Raw genomic sequence first — 13,874 nt, 5'->3', positions numbered from 1 at the left:
TGATGAACGGCGGCCGGCCGGCTAGTGCGGCCGGTCTGCCGGTTGCCCGCGCGCTTCCACGGGGCGCATCCGCGCGTCGGGGATCCCTTCGACCGTCTCCGCGATCAGGTGGTCGACCACGCGCTGGTGCGCCTGGCGCGGGTCCATGCCGTCGGCGACGGCCTCCCGCCAGATGGCGAGCTGCCGGTCGGCCGAGGTGCCGTCTGCGACGATGGCGCGGGCGTGCTCCACCGCCGCGATGCAGCCGAAATGGGCCGCGTCCTCGCGGATGAGCTCGAGGATTTCCTCCATCAGGTCGCCGAACGGCGTGGTCGAGCCCTTGCCGAAGTCGATCAGCCGGCCCGCCGCGCCGTGGCGCTGCGCCAGCCAGCGGTTTTCCTCGATCAGGAAGCGCGAATAGTGGCGCCAGCGCTGGTTGTCGCGTCGCAGGCGCCACAGCATGCGCGCCAGGCAGCGGAACAGCGCCGCCACCGCGATGGCGTCGTCGAGCCGCGTGCACACGTCGGCGATGCGCATCTCCAGCGTGGGAAACCGGGCCGAGGGGCGCAGGTCCCACCAGACCTTGGTGGCATCCTCGATCATGCCGGCGCGCACCAGAACGTCGACGGTGCGGCGATATTCGTCCTCGCTGTCGAAGGATTCCGGCAGGCCGGTGCGCGGCATCTCCTTGAACACCGACAGCCGGTAGGACTTCAGCCCCGTCTCGTGGCCCTGCCAGAACGGCGAGGAGGTGGACAGCGCCAGCAGGTGGGGGAGGAAGTAGGGAAGCTGGTTGAACAGGTCGATCCGCAACGCCTCGTCCTCGATCGCCACATGCACGTGCATGCCGCAGATCAGCATCCGCCGCACCACCATCTGGATGTCGCGGGCCAGCGCGTTGTAGCGGTCCTTGTCGGTATGCTGCTGGCTCGCCCAGGTGGCGAAGGGATGGGTCGAGGCGGCGATCGGGGCTAGGTCGTAGTCGGCCGACACCGCGGCGATGGTGCCCCGCAGATGCGCCAGCTCCGCCCTGGCGTCCTCCACCCGTTCGCAGACCGGCGTGCCGACCTCGATCTGGCAGCGCAGGAACTCCGGCGTCACCCGCTTCGGTAGGATCTCCTCGCACCGGTCCATCAGCGCCCGCGGCGGGTCGACGGCGAGGTCGCGCGTCTGCCGGTCGACGAGCAGATATTCCTCCTCGACCCCGATGGTGAAGCTGGGTTCGCTGGCGCTCATGGACCGATCTTGCCTTCCCCGGGCGTCCTTGGCCAGCGTGGCGTTGCGCCGTCAGGTCGGATGTTGCCCCGGCGTCACCGTGCCGCTGCCGGAATCGTCGATGTGCTCGTATTCCTCGTCCTCGACGGGAACGCGCGGATCGAGCTCCACCACCGCCGGCGAGGTGCGCGGCACGGGCACGAACGGCTCGCGCTCCTCCGGCGGGACCGGGGCGCGGCGCGTCAGGCGATAGACGGTCAGGGCCAGCAGGCCGAAATGGGTCACGGCCGTCAGCGCGAACAGGGCGCCGGGCACGGTGACCTCGACCAGCGCGGCTGCCGCCGTCGGCCCCACCACCGCGCCGACCGTGTAGATCAGCAGCAGCCCGGTCGAGACCTGCACCATGTCCGAGGCGTCGGCGTAGTCGGCCGTGTGCGCCGAGCTCAGCGAGTAGATCGGCATCGCCCCGGCGCCGAACAGGAAGGCGAGCCCGTAGAGAAGCCACGGCGAATTGGCCGGCGCGATCGCAAGGCCGATGCCCGCGGCGCCTGCGACGACGCAGCACGCGGCGATGACATGGCGGCGGTCCATGCGGTCGGAAATACGGCCCGCCGGCCAGAGCACGGCGACGGCGCCGAGGATCGATGCGGTGATGAAGTCACCCGCGCCGCCCGCGCCTAGCCCCTGCAGGCTCGCGTAGATCGGCCCGATGGTCCAGAACGCGCCGTTCGCCAGGCCCACCGTGAATGCCCCGGCGACGCCCACCGGAGACAGCGCCATCAGCCAGCGCAGCCGCAGCTGCGGCGATTCCGGAACCGGCGGCGACTTCGACCGCGTCAGCGCCACCGGCATCGCCGCCAGCGAGATCATCAGCGCGCTCAGCGAGAACAGCTGGAAGCCCGCCGGCGGATACAGCCGGAGGAACTGCTGGCCCGCCGCCATACCGCCAAAGTTGATGACGTTGTAGAAGGCCAGCACGCCGCCCCGGTTGGAGTTGTCCGACTTGTCGTTCAGCCAGCTCTCGATCACCGCGTAAAGCACCGCAAAGCAGATGCCGGAGGTGCAGCGCAGGATGTTCCAGGTGATCGGCTCCACCACGAGCGCGTGCAAGATGGCCGCGCCCGTCGCCAGCGCCGTGCAGGCACCGAAGGTGCGGATATGGCCGGCGTGCCGGATCAGCCACGGCGCGGCGAAGCAGCCGATCATCATGCCGACGAAGTAGGACGAGCCGATCAGGCCGATCGCCAGGTCGGAAAAGTTGTATCCGGTGGCCGCCAGCGGCACGAGCGTCGATTGCAGGCCCGATCCGGTGAGCAGGATGAACACCGAGATCAGCAGCGCGGCGATCGAGGCGAGGGCGGATCTCATTGGTACCGGCTCCCATATTCGCGAGCGGCAGCAGGAATCGCCGCGGGCCTCAGACGATGGACTCGAGCAAGCGCCCCACCAGATAGGCAAGCATCGCCGCTGTCATGCCGATGGTCAGGGTTTCCGTGCCTGAACGCCACCACGAATACGTCGACCACCGGCTCTTGAACGACCCGATGCCAAAAAAAACGAGCGCCGTCATCCCCGTCGCCAGGATCGGTGCGTTCGGCATCGACAGGACGAACGGCAGCAGCGGCACCGCGCCGCAGATGATGAAGGCTGCGAACGTCCAGAACGCGGCCTTCAGCGGCGATCGCTGGATCGGCGCCAGGCCGTGCTCCTCGATGAGCATCGTTTCGACCCAGTTCTTGTCTCGCGAGGTGATCAGCGAGACCAGCGTCTCCAACTTCGAGCCGGTGAAGCCCTTGTTGCGGTAGATCTGGCGGATCTCCTGGCGCTCCCCGTCGGGATAGAGCTTAATATGGCGCTCCTCCATCTCCTTCAGCCGCTCGTAGTCCTCGATCTCGGACTGTGTGCCGGAGAAGTTGGCGGCGGCCATCGAGAAGCCGTCGGCGATCAGGTTGGCGATGCCCAGGATCAGCACCACGCGGGTCGACAGTTCGGCGCCGACCGCACCGGCCACGACGGCGAAGGTGGTCACGGCGCCGTCGATGCCGCCATAGACCCAGTCGCGCAGGTAGTTGATCTTCGGTCCGTCGGCGAGCCGCTTTTCGATCGCGGCTTCGGAATGCTCGTGCTCGATCCTCATTCAGACGCCAATTCGCGTTTTCGTACCGCCGGTTAGATCGAGGGGGCGGATACACTGGCCACCCTGTGGGTCAGGGTGTATAACCCGCCCGCATCGGCGGTTAAACTGGAGAATGCCGCCGGCACTGCGACAAAAAGCGAGTGGTTTGCGTTATGGCGAAAACATGGAGCCCCGAAAGCTGGCGGTCGAAGCCGATCGTGCAGGTTCCCGATTATCCCGATCTCAAGGCCCTTGCCGAGGCCGAGGCCACGCTGTCGCGATTTCCCCCGCTCGTTTTTGCAGGCGAGGCGCGCAAGCTGAAGCAGCAGCTTGGACGCGTCGCAGGCGGAGAAGGATTCCTGCTGCAGGGCGGTGATTGCGCCGAGAGTTTCGCCGAGCATCACGCCGACAACATCCGCGACTTCTTCCGGGTCTTCCTGCAGATGTCGGTGGTGCTGACCTTTGCCGCGGCGATGCCGGTGGTGAAGGTCGGGCGCATCGGCGGCCAGTTCGCCAAGCCGCGCTCCTCGTCCGTCGAGAAGCAGGGCGATGTCGAGCTGCCGAGCTACCGCGGCGACATCATCAACGCGCCGGAATTCACGCCCGAGGCGCGTATCCCCGATCCGGACCGGATGCTGCAGGCCTATCGCCAGGCGGCGGCCACACAGAACCTGCTGCGCGCCTTCTCCCAGGGCGGCTATGCCAACCTCGAACACGTCCACAGCTGGACGCTGGGTTTCGTTTCGGGGTCTCCGCAAGGCCACCATTACAAGGAAATCGCCGACCGCATTTCGGAGTCGCTTGACTTCATGCGCGCGTGCGGCGTGACCGCCGACGCGACCCCGCAATTCCGCTCGACCGATTTCTTCACCAGCCACGAGGCGCTGCTGCTCGGCTACGAACAGGCGCTGACCCGCGTCGATTCCACCAGCGGCGACTGGTACGACACGTCGGGCCACATGGTCTGGATCGGCGACCGCACGCGTCAGCCTGATCACGCCCATATCGAGTTCTGCCGCGGCATCAAGAACCCGATCGGCCTGAAATGTGGCCCGAGCCTGGACGCCGACGAGCTGATCAGGCTGATCGACATCCTCAACCCCGAGGACGAGGCCGGCCGGCTGACGCTCATCTGCCGCTTCGGCGCCGATAAGGTGTTCGACTACCTGCCGGCGCTGATCCGCAAGGTGCAGCAGGAAGGCCGCACCGTCGTGTGGTCCTGCGACCCGATGCACGGCAACACCGTCGCCGCGGGTGGCTACAAGACCCGGCCGTTCGACCGGGTCTTGCAGGAGGTGCGCAACTTCTTCTCCGTGCACCAGGCCGAGGGCTCGCACGCCGGCGGCATCCATATCGAGATGACCGGCCAGAACGTCACCGAATGCACCGGCGGCGCCCGGGCGATCTCGGAGGCGGACCTGTCGGATCGCTACCACACCCACTGCGATCCGCGTCTCAACGCCGACCAGTCGCTGGAACTCGCGTTCCTGGTCGCCGAGGGCCTGAAGCAGGAGCGCGCCTCGCGCGGCCGGCCGAAGATCGACAGCGGTGCGGCCGTCGGGTTGTGATGCGTGAGCGCCGCCCCGCAGGATGAGATCCACCGGGGGCGCTGCGCCTGCGGGGCCGTTTCCTACGTGCTGCGCGGGCCGTTGCGCCCGGTGGTCTTCTGCCATTGCGAAAGCTGCCGCCGGCAGTCGGGCCATATCGTCTCGGCGACATCCGTGCCGCTGGACCGCCTGTCCGTAACCGGCGCGGAAAATCTCGGCGACTGGCAGGCCACGCCCGACGCTGTGCGCCAGTTCTGCAAGGTCTGCGGCTCCCACCTGTTCTGGCGCGGGCATGACGCCACGTCGATTTCGGTGATGGCCGGCTCGCTGGACACGCCGACGGGGCTGACGCCCTGGGGGCATATCTTCGTCGCCGAAAAGGGCGACTATTACGAAATCTCCGACGGCTTGCCGCAATATGACGGGAGGCCGCCCAGGGACTAAGCGGCCAGGGGCTGACCGGCCAGGGAGTTATCGGGCGAGCCGGACCGTGGCGATTGTTGCGCTTTCATCAACAAATCGTGCAGTTTTCCCGTCTTTATCGTCCATTCGAGAACAATAAATAGTCGTCATCGCTTCTGGATGCGGAGATGACCCATGGCCGCGATGCCTTCGCTGTTCGTGTCGCACGGTGCGCCGAACCTGATTTTGTACGATACGCCCGCGCGGCAATTCCTCGCCGACTACGCCGAGAGTATCGAGCGTCCCACGGCGATCCTGTCGGTATCGGCGCATTTCGAAACCGACCGCCCCGCGGTCGTCGCCGATCCGGCGCCCGACATGATCTACGATTTCGGCGGCTTCGAGGACGAGCTCTACACGCTCACCTATCCCGCCCCCGGCGATCCGGCGCTGGCCGAGCGCGTTGCCGCATTGCTTTCGGACGCCGACCTGGCGCCCGCGATCGTGCGCAAGCGCGGCTACGACCACGGCACCTGGGTGCCGCTGATGCTGCTCTACCCCGGCGCCGATATCCCCGTCGCCCAGCTCTCGGTGCAGCCGGGCGCGAGCGCCGCGCACCACTACCGGCTCGGCGAGGCGCTGGCGCCGTTGCGCGACGAGGGCGTGCTGATCGTCGGCTCCGGCTCCTTCACCCACAATCTCCACGAGGCGTTTCAGAACCTGAGACGGGGTGCCGTCGACGCGGAGCGCCCGGACTGGGTGTCGGCCTTCGTCGACTGGATGGTGCCGCGCATCGAGGCCGGCGCGGTCGACGATCTTGTCGCCTACCGCACCAAGGCGCCCTTCGCGGTGGAGAACCACCCGACCGACGAGCATCTAATGCCGCTCTACGTGGCGCTCGGCGCGGCCGGCGCCAGGCCGAAGGGCCACCGCATCCACGAGAGCCACCAGTTCGGCGCGCTGGAATTGGACGCGTTCGCGTTCGACTAGGGCCGATCGCACGCCCCGCCCTTGCCCTTGGATCGCCCGCCCGCTACGCAGGACCCGCCATCACCGGGGAGGCGGATATGGGCAAGGCGCAGGACGGCCCGCGCATCGTCGACGAGGAGACCGTCTACGACGGCTTCGTCAGGCTGACCCGCTATACGGTCGAGGCGCCCTGGCACGGCAGGCTGCTGCGGTTCGACCGCGAGGTCCATTTCCACGGTCATGTCGCCGCGATCCTGCCGGTCGATCCGGACCGCAAGGTCGGGCTGCTGATCCGCCAGTTCCGCCTCTCGCCCCTTCTCGACGGCGGCGACGGCTGGCTGTGGGAGGTCCCGGGCGGCCTGCTCGGCGGCGACCCGCCGCCGCGCTGCGCCGTGAAGGAGGCGCAGGAAGAGGCGGGAATCGCGATCCAGGCGCTTGAATCGCTCGGCGATTTACTGTCCTCTCCCGGAATCGTCCGCGAATGCGTGCATCTCTTCTGGGGAACCTACGAGGGACCGCCGCCCGCGGCGACCGGTGGCCTGGATCACGAAGGGGAGATGATCGAGGTCCACGAGCTTCCGATGGCCGACATCGCCCGCATGACGGAAAACGGCGACATCGTCGACGCGAAATCGGCGATCGCGGTGTTCCGGCTGAAGGCGCGGCGGCCGGATCTGTTCGCCGGTTGACGGCCCGCATGCGGGCGAGCCGGGGACCGGACAGGCGGGAATGGGGACAGGATTGGTCGGCGTCATGACGAACGAACTTGCGATCGCCTGCGCGCAGCTCAACCCGATCGTCGGCGACATCGCCGGCAATCTGGCGCTTGCGCGCAAGGCCCGGGCCGAGGCGGCGGAATTGGGCGCCGACCTCGTCGTGTTCACGGAACTGTTCATCTCCGGCTATCCGCCGGAGGATCTGGTGCTGAAGCCGGCCTTTCAGCAGGCCTGCCGCGACGCCGTGGAGGCTCTGGCCGCCGACACCGCCGATGGCGGTCCGGCCGTGCTCATCGGCGCGCCCTGGCACGAGGACGTGAAGACCTACAACGCCTTCTGCCTGCTCGAGGAGGGCAGGGTGGCGGCGACCCGCTTCAAGGTCGACCTGCCCAACTACGGCCCGTTCGACGAGAAGCGCGTGTTCGCGCCCGGCCCGCTGCCCGGTCCCGTGCCCTTTCGCGGCGTCCGGCTCGGGGTGCCGGTCTGCGAGGACATCTGGGAGGACGAGGTCGTCGAGTGCCTGGAGGAAAGCGGCGCCGAACTGCTGATCGTCCCCAACGGCTCGCCGTGGTGGAAATACAAGCACGACCTGCGCCTCAACGTCGTCGTCCAGCGCGTCACCGAATCCAACCTGCCGCTCATCTATGTCAACCAGCTCGGCGGCCAGGACGAGCTGATCTTCGACGGCGCCTCCTTCGGCCTGCACGCCGACCGCACGCTCGCCTTCCAGATGCCGGCCTTCGAGGAAGGTGTCGCGATTACCCGGTGGAAGCGCGATCGCGGCGAGGGCTGGCGCTGCGTCGACGGGCCGATGGCCCCGCTCGGGGACAATGACGAGCTGATGTGGCTCGCCTGCGTGAACGGCCTGCGCGACTACGTCGACAAGACCGGATTTCCGGGCGTGGTGCTCGGGCTGTCGGGCGGCATCGACTCGGCGATCTGCGCCGCGATGGCGGTCGATGCGCTGGGGCCCGAGCGCGTCCACTGCGTGATGATGCCCTACCGCTACACCTCCAGCGCCTCGCTGACCGACGCCGCCGACTGCGCCGAGGCACTCGGCGTGCGCTACGACAGCGTCTCGATCGTCGCGCCCGTCGACGGCTTCACGGCGGCGCTGTCGCCGCTGTTCGACGCGCTGCCCGCCGATACCACCGAGGAGAACCTGCAGTCGCGCGCCCGCGGCACCACGCTGATGGCGATCTCCAACAAGTTCGGGCCGATGGTGGTCACCACCGGCAACAAGTCGGAGATGTCGGTGGGCTATTCGACGCTCTACGGCGACATGAACGGCGGCTTCAATCCGATCAAGGACCTCTACAAGACCGAGGTCTACCGGCTCGCCGCCTGGCGCAACGCCAACCGCCCCCAGGGGTGCCTGGGCCCCGACCATCCGGTGATCCCGACGAACATCATCGACAAGGCGCCGTCGGCGGAGCTCAAGCCCGACCAGACCGATCAGGACACGCTGCCGCCCTACGACATGCTCGACGACATCCTCGAGTGCCTCGTGGAGAACGAGATGTCTGTCTCCGAGATCGTCGCGCGCGGCCACGAAGTGGAGACGGTGAAGCGGATCGAGAACATGCTCTATGTCGCCGAGTACAAGCGCCGTCAGGCGCCGCCCGGCATCAAGATCACCCGCAAGAACTTCGGTCGCGACCGGCGCTACCCGATCGTCAACCGCTATCGCGACACCGCGATGTGAGGACCTTTGCCACCACGATGTCCGTAACCGTCCGCTTCGCGCCGTCGCCCACCGGCTACCTGCATATCGGCAATGCCCGCACGGCGCTGCTGAACTGGCTCTTCGCGCGCCGCCACGGCGGCCGCTTCATCTTGCGCCTCGACGACACCGATACCGAGCGCAGCAGGCCGGAGTTCGCCGACGCTATCGTCGAGGATCTCGCCTGGCTCGGCATCGTGCCGGACCTGATCGTCCGGCAGTCGGAGCGGCGCGATATCCACGATGCCGCCGCCGACCGGCTGCGCGGCCTCGACCGGCTCTATCCCTGCTACGAGACGCCGGAGGAGCTGGAGCGCCGCCGCAAGCGCCAGCTCGCCCGCCATCAGCCCCCGGTCTACGACCGCGCGGCCCGTAGCCTGACCGACGCGGACCGGGCGGCGTTCGAGGCCGAAGGCAGGCAGCCGCACTGGCGTTTCCTGCTGGAAGACCGCGCCGTGACCTGGGACGACCTGTGCCGGGGCGCGCAGCACTATGCCGCCGGTTCGCTGTCCGATCCGGTGCTGATCCGCGGCGACGGCAGCTATCTCTACACGCTGCCGAGCGTGGCCGACGATGCCGACCTGGGCGTGACCCACGTCATCCGCGGCGAGGACCACGTCACCAACACCGCGGTGCAGATCGAGATCTTCGAGGCGCTGGGCGCGACGCCCCCGGTTTTCGCCCATCACAACCTGCTCGTCGCCGCCGGCGGGGAGGGGCTGTCCAAGCGCACCGGCGCCCTGTCGCTGCGCAGCCTCCGTGCCGACGGCTACGAGCCGATGGCGGTGGCGAGCCTGGCGGTGCTGATCGGTTCGTCCGAATCCGTCCAGCCGGTGGCCTCGCTCGACGCCCTTGCCGGGATCGTCGCTCTCGACAAGCTGTCGCGCGCGCCGGCGACCTTCGATCCGGCCGAGCTCGTCGGTCTCAACCACCGCCTCGTCACCGACCTGCCGTATGACGCCGTTGCCGGCCGGCTGGACGAGATGGGCATCGGCGGCGGCGAGGCGTTCTGGCTTGCGGTGCGGCCGAACCTCGACAAGGTGTCCGACGCGCTCGACTGGTGGCGGCGTGTCGAGGGGCCGGTCGCCGCCCCGATCACGGGTGAGGACCGAGCGTTCCTGGAGACCGCCGCGGGCCTGCTGCCGGCCGATCCCTGGCCTGACGACGTCTACGCGTCCTGGGTCGGCGCGGTGAAGCGGGAGACCGGCCGGTCCGGCAAGGCGCTGTTCAGGCCGCTGCGGCTGGCCCTGACCGGCGTCGAGCACGGTCCGGAGCTGAAGGCGATGCTGCCGCTGATCGGCCGCGAAAAGGCTATTCTTCGCCTGACCGGTAAAGGGTGAAGCCCGGCCCGACGATGCGCACGGACTTGCCGGCGACCACACCGACCTTCGGCGCCGACACCGCGATATAGTCCTCCATTCCCGTCACCGTGGCGATGCTGCCGGCCACCGGCGGCTCGTTGCCCGGCCGGTTGCGGGGGACGGGGATCGACATGGCCGCGGTCGGCAGCGGCTCCGGCTCCTCGGCGACGAGGCCCCGGCCCGCCGCCGTGCCGCCAAGGATCATCGTCCCGTCGCGCCCGGGCAGGGAGACGACGACGCGCTCGCCGAGCGCGGCGGTCTGCACGCCCGCCTTGCAGCTGCAGTCGTTGACGAACTCGTTGCGGAAGCGGAAGGCGTTCGGCAGCATCGAGATCGGCTCGCCGAAGAGGGAAATCGCCTCTTCGGGCCCCTCGCCGGGATTGCGGTGGACGTACAGCGCGACGTCCGAGGTTGGACAGCTCGCCTGGCACATCTGGGCATCCATGTCGAAACGGCCCTGCACGGTGGAGAAGCTGATCGGCCAGAAGAACCCGTCGCAGGTGCGCACGCACAGCGTCCGGTAGGTGCCGTAGAAGCCCACGCCGCCGGAGGGCTCCATCATGTAGGGATCGCGTACGTAGGGATCGCGCGTGTAGTCGCGGTTGAAGAACTCGAACATCCCGCCGCTGCGCCGCGTCGCGTAGCGCTCGTATTGCGGGCCGCACCGATTGTCGCCGAGCATCGCCAGAAGGCGCCGCCGCTCGCCCTCGTTCACGCCCGTGTTGACCGGCATCAGGTTGCGGCGCTGGCCCTGCAGGCGCTGCAGGTTCGTTTCCAGCCGGTTGATGATCGCGTCGTGCTCGCCGCATCCGGCCGGGCGCTGCGGGCGGAAGAACAGGAAGCCCTTCTGCTGGGCGCATCCCGCCCGCGCCGCCTGCCGGCGCGCCACGTTCAGCATCCGCTGCTGCTCGACGATGTCGGAGTTGTAGCGCTGGATGGTCACCGGCGAGGCGCCCATCGCGCCGCGTTCGAGGTCGACCAGCCGCGCCTCGAGCTTGACGCACAGGGAATAGTCCTGCGCCAGCGCGCCGCTCGTGGCGACCAGCCCCGACATGAACAGGCCCGAAATGGCCGGAAGAACCGCTCGGGCGAATCCTGAAACGGAATGGCGAACGCTGAACACCCTGTCTGTCCCTGCGGAGTCTGGTGGTTTTGCCTGCCCGGATCGACGCATCGGCATCGTGGATCGGGCGCGGTGGCGGCAGTATGGAAAATCGCCCCAACGCGGTCAAACCCGGCGGGCAAACCTGTCGGACGCATCGGGATCGGCGGGTGTCACGCCGCGTCGGGCTGGTTCTCCGGCGCCGCGTCGATGAAGGCCAGGATCGTCGCGCAGGCCTCGTCCACGGCCGCGATCTTCGGAAAGGCGTCGAGCGGCACGTTGAAACGCCGCGCGTTGAACACCTGCGGGACGATATAGAGGTCGGCGAGGCTGACCGTGTCGCCGAAGGCGTATGGTCCCGGCCGGATCAGCTGCTCGATCGCCTCGAAGCCGACGGTGACCCAGTGGGCGTACCAGGTATCGAGCGCCGGCTGCTCCTGGCCGAGCTCGCGTTTCAGATACCCCAGCGTTCCGGAATTGTTGAGCGGATGGATGTCGCAGCCGACGATCGCGGCGACCGCGCGCACATGCGCCCGCGTCACCGGATCCTTCGGCAGCAGCGGCGGATCGGGATAGGCCTCGTCCAGATACTCGAGGATCGCCGGCGACTGGACGATCACGGCGCCGTCGTCGAGTTCCAGGGAGGGGACCCGCATCTGCGGGTTGATCGCCCGGTAGGCGGGCATCTTGTGCTCGCCGCCGTCGCGGACGAGATGCACCGGCGCCATGTCGCAGGCGACGGCCTTCAGGTTCAGGGCGATCCGGACGCGATAGGCGGCCGAGGAGCGGAAGTAGGTGTAGAGCTTCACGCGCTGTCGCTCCCGATCGTTCCGCCGATCTCGCGAGCGATCTCGTCTGAGCGTTCCATCAGCGTGGTGAGAACGCGCTCCAGCACGGCGGTCTCGTCCGCCGAAAGGCCGCCGGCGAGCTGGTCGCCGAACCGCAGCGCCAGCGGCACCAGCTTGCGATAGGTCGCCCGGCCCTTGTCCGTGAGGGTCAGGTAGGAGACGCGCATGTCGGAATCGCTGGTCTGCCGGACGATCAGGCCCTTCTTCTCGAGCTCGGCGACCGCGCGGCTGACCTTGGTCTTGTGCATCCGGCTGTTGCGGCCGATGTCTGTCGACGTCATCGTCCCGAACTGCCCCAGCGCCGCCATCGTGCGCCATTCCGGATTGGTGAGGCCGTAGCGCTCGGCGTAGAGGCGCGACAGCGACTGGCTGACCTGTTCGGCCAGCATGACCAGGCGATAGGGCAGGAATTCCTCGAGCTTCAGCGTGCGGTCGCCCGCTTCGCCGGAGCCATCGGCGACCGTGTGCACGTTTTCCCCCGGATTCGTTGACAATGGTTTCATTTGAAACTAATACTGCGACAGAATGTCCTGCACCGCTACCCCGAAGATCCGGTTTCCGGGAGCGGCAAGCGGACAATAGGCACCGATAGGGGAGGTGGCAATGGCAAGCGATTACATCCCTGTGAGCCGGGTGGAAGGCAAGGCGTCGCGGCAGGCGCATGCCGATTTGCCGGACGGGACGTTCGAGCGCGAGCTGGGCAAGGAAGGGTTCTTCGGCCCTGCGGCGATGATGTACCACAAGCATCCGCCGACGGCCTGGAACAGCTGGGCGGGCCCACTGCGCCCGCGCGCGTTCGACCTCAACAAGCTCGATTCCGGCACCCCGTCGTTCTGGGACGCGCCGGCCGTTCTGCAGAATGCGTCGGTCAAGGTTCGCTACTGGAACCTCGACAAGCCGATGGACTATCTTGCCCGCAACGGCGACGGCGACGAGTTGCTGTTCATCCATCGCGGCGCCGGCGAGCTGTTCTGCGACTACGGCCGCCTGGAATACGCCAAGGGCGACTACCTGGTGCTGCCGCGGTCCACCATGTGGCGCCTGGCGCCGTCGGAGCCGACCCTGGTTCTGGCGATCGAGTGCACCAACGGCTCCTACAAGCTTCCCGATCGCGGCATGCTCGGCAAGCACGCCCAGTTCGACCCCGCGGTCCTCGACAGCCCGAAGATCGACGACGCGTTCCTCGCCCAGCAGGACGAGACCGAATGGAAGGTCCTCATCAAGCGGCGCGGCGAGATCTCGACGGTCACCTATCCGTTCAATCCGCTCGACGCGGTGGGCTGGCAGGGCGATCTGTCGGTGGTGCGCCTCAACGTCAAGGACATCCGGCCGCTGGTCAGCGCCCGCTACCACCTGCCGCCGTCGGCGCACACCACCTTCGTCGGCGACCGCTTCGTGATCTGCACCTTCGTGCCGCGGCCGTTCGAGGAGGACGAGGGCGCCCTCAAGATCCCGTTCTTCCACAACAACGACGACTACGACGAGGTGCTGTTCTACCACGACGGCGACTTCTTCTCGCGCGACAACATCGAGGCGGGAATGGTCACCTGGCATCCGTGCGGCTTCACCCACGGGCCGCACCCCAAGGCGCTGCAGCGCATGTTCGTCCAGCCCAAGAAGGAGACCGACGAGTACGCGGTCATGCTGGACACCCGCGACGCGCTGGAGATGGGGCCGGGCGCCCAGGCGGTGGAGAACCCGGACTACGCCGAGAGCTGGAAGGTCGACGGCGCGCCGGTGACCCATCCGGTCGTGCCACGCCACGCCGCGGAATAGTCTGCACGGCCGCGGCCGTGTCCTCTCCGCAGATCGCCGGGGTAGGGTATAGCCGCGATCCTTCGCTACACTACGGTATGCCCGGGCCCGGCCCGGGCATCTCGTCCTTCAATCGCGCCC

The 13,874-nt window shown here is 68.0% G+C and carries 13 protein-coding genes; 7 read left to right on the top strand and 6 right to left on the bottom strand.

Going from position 1 to position 13,874, the window contains the following annotated elements; translation table 11 throughout:
* Nucleotides 1-21: 21 nt before the first annotated feature.
* From MUB46_RS04110 to MUB46_RS04100, 3 genes are read right to left on the bottom strand one after another with little or no spacing between them, the layout of a single operon-like run.
* Nucleotides 22-1,215 (bottom strand): carboxylate-amine ligase, encoded by a 1,194-nt coding sequence (locus MUB46_RS04110; RefSeq protein WP_261614610.1) that lies wholly within the window; start codon nucleotides 1,213-1,215, stop codon nucleotides 22-24.
* A 51-nt stretch (nucleotides 1,216-1,266) separates the two neighbouring features.
* The gene (locus tag MUB46_RS04105) at nucleotides 1,267-2,562 is read right to left on the bottom strand and encodes an MFS transporter (RefSeq protein ID WP_261614609.1); all 1,296 of its coding nucleotides are present in this window, start codon (nucleotides 2,560-2,562) and stop codon (nucleotides 1,267-1,269) included.
* A gap of 49 nt (nucleotides 2,563-2,611) precedes the next feature.
* On the bottom strand, nucleotides 2,612-3,331 hold the full coding sequence (locus MUB46_RS04100; protein WP_261614608.1) for a VIT1/CCC1 transporter family protein: 720 nt from the start codon (nucleotides 3,329-3,331) through the stop codon (nucleotides 2,612-2,614).
* 152 nt (nucleotides 3,332-3,483) lie between these two features.
* Between MUB46_RS04100 and MUB46_RS04095 the strand changes: the two genes are divergently transcribed.
* From MUB46_RS04095 to gltX, 6 genes are all read left to right on the top strand, one after another.
* The gene (locus tag MUB46_RS04095) at nucleotides 3,484-4,878 is read left to right on the top strand and encodes a class II 3-deoxy-7-phosphoheptulonate synthase (protein ID WP_261614607.1); all 1,395 of its coding nucleotides are present in this window, start codon (nucleotides 3,484-3,486) and stop codon (nucleotides 4,876-4,878) included.
* Between the two features lie 3 nt (nucleotides 4,879-4,881).
* Nucleotides 4,882-5,301: a GFA family protein gene (locus tag MUB46_RS04090; protein WP_261614606.1), complete on the top strand. Its 420-nt coding sequence runs from the start codon at nucleotides 4,882-4,884 to the stop codon at nucleotides 5,299-5,301.
* 153 nt (nucleotides 5,302-5,454) lie between these two features.
* Complete coding sequence (locus MUB46_RS04085) at nucleotides 5,455-6,249, top strand: DODA-type extradiol aromatic ring-opening family dioxygenase (protein ID WP_261614605.1); 795 nt, start codon at nucleotides 5,455-5,457, stop codon at nucleotides 6,247-6,249.
* 77 nt (nucleotides 6,250-6,326) lie between these two features.
* Nucleotides 6,327-6,917: an NUDIX domain-containing protein gene (locus tag MUB46_RS04080; RefSeq protein WP_261614604.1), complete on the top strand. Its 591-nt coding sequence runs from the start codon at nucleotides 6,327-6,329 to the stop codon at nucleotides 6,915-6,917.
* Nucleotides 6,918-6,981: 64 nt separating this feature from the next.
* Entirely contained in the window at nucleotides 6,982-8,649 is a 1,668-nt protein-coding gene (locus MUB46_RS04075) for an NAD+ synthase (RefSeq protein WP_261614603.1), read from the top strand.
* A gap of 17 nt (nucleotides 8,650-8,666) precedes the next feature.
* Nucleotides 8,667-10,007 (top strand): glutamate--tRNA ligase, encoded by a 1,341-nt coding sequence (gene gltX, locus MUB46_RS04070; RefSeq protein ID WP_261614602.1) that lies wholly within the window; start codon nucleotides 8,667-8,669, stop codon nucleotides 10,005-10,007.
* On the opposite strand, the gene MUB46_RS04065 is transcribed toward gltX, so the two are convergent.
* The 3 genes from MUB46_RS04065 to MUB46_RS04055 form a co-directional block, all read right to left on the bottom strand.
* Nucleotides 9,979-11,151 (bottom strand): DUF2865 domain-containing protein, encoded by a 1,173-nt coding sequence (locus tag MUB46_RS04065; RefSeq protein ID WP_261614601.1) that lies wholly within the window; start codon nucleotides 11,149-11,151, stop codon nucleotides 9,979-9,981. The genes gltX and MUB46_RS04065 overlap by 29 nt on opposite strands.
* Before the next feature lie 152 nt (nucleotides 11,152-11,303).
* Complete coding sequence (gene maiA / locus MUB46_RS04060) at nucleotides 11,304-11,939, bottom strand: maleylacetoacetate isomerase (protein ID WP_261614600.1); 636 nt, start codon at nucleotides 11,937-11,939, stop codon at nucleotides 11,304-11,306.
* Nucleotides 11,936-12,481 carry a MarR family winged helix-turn-helix transcriptional regulator gene (locus tag MUB46_RS04055; protein WP_261614599.1) on the bottom strand — a complete coding sequence of 182 codons (546 nt, stop codon included), beginning with the start codon at nucleotides 12,479-12,481 and terminating at the stop codon, nucleotides 11,936-11,938. Before MUB46_RS04055 ends, maiA begins: the two co-directional genes overlap by 4 nt.
* Before the next feature lie 100 nt (nucleotides 12,482-12,581).
* Here MUB46_RS04055 and MUB46_RS04050 point away from each other — a divergent pair, with 100 nt between their 5' ends.
* The gene (locus tag MUB46_RS04050; RefSeq protein WP_261614598.1) at nucleotides 12,582-13,754 is read left to right on the top strand and encodes a homogentisate 1,2-dioxygenase; all 1,173 of its coding nucleotides are present in this window, start codon (nucleotides 12,582-12,584) and stop codon (nucleotides 13,752-13,754) included.
* The last annotated feature ends 120 nt before the right edge of the window (nucleotides 13,755-13,874 follow it).

The sequence above is a fragment of the Microbaculum marinisediminis genome, from assembly GCF_025397915.1.
Lineage (GTDB): Bacteria > Pseudomonadota > Alphaproteobacteria > Rhizobiales > Tepidamorphaceae > Microbaculum > Microbaculum marinisediminis.
This window is presented reverse-complemented; position numbering and strand designations above follow the sequence as displayed.

What these genes read in the sequence shown, in the direction of transcription:
- gltX (WP_261614602.1), top strand. Translation starts at nt 8,667, where the DNA reads ATGTCCGTAACCGTCCGCTTCGCGCCGTCGCCCACCGGCTACCTGCAT.
- MUB46_RS04075 (WP_261614603.1), top strand. Translation starts at nt 6,982, where the DNA reads ATGACGAACGAACTTGCGATCGCCTGCGCGCAGCTCAACCCGATCGTC.
- MUB46_RS04110 (WP_261614610.1), bottom strand. Translation starts at nt 1,215, where the DNA reads ATGAGCGCCAGCGAACCCAGCTTCACCATCGGGGTCGAGGAGGAATAT.
- MUB46_RS04055 (WP_261614599.1), bottom strand. Translation starts at nt 12,481, where the DNA reads ATGAAACCATTGTCAACGAATCCGGGGGAAAACGTGCACACGGTCGCC.
- MUB46_RS04095 (WP_261614607.1), top strand. Translation starts at nt 3,484, where the DNA reads ATGGCGAAAACATGGAGCCCCGAAAGCTGGCGGTCGAAGCCGATCGTG.
- MUB46_RS04100 (WP_261614608.1), bottom strand. Translation starts at nt 3,331, where the DNA reads ATGAGGATCGAGCACGAGCATTCCGAAGCCGCGATCGAAAAGCGGCTC.
- MUB46_RS04080 (WP_261614604.1), top strand. Translation starts at nt 6,327, where the DNA reads ATGGGCAAGGCGCAGGACGGCCCGCGCATCGTCGACGAGGAGACCGTC.
- MUB46_RS04105 (WP_261614609.1), bottom strand. Translation starts at nt 2,562, where the DNA reads ATGAGATCCGCCCTCGCCTCGATCGCCGCGCTGCTGATCTCGGTGTTC.
- MUB46_RS04050 (WP_261614598.1), top strand. Translation starts at nt 12,582, where the DNA reads ATGGCAAGCGATTACATCCCTGTGAGCCGGGTGGAAGGCAAGGCGTCG.
- MUB46_RS04085 (WP_261614605.1), top strand. Translation starts at nt 5,455, where the DNA reads ATGGCCGCGATGCCTTCGCTGTTCGTGTCGCACGGTGCGCCGAACCTG.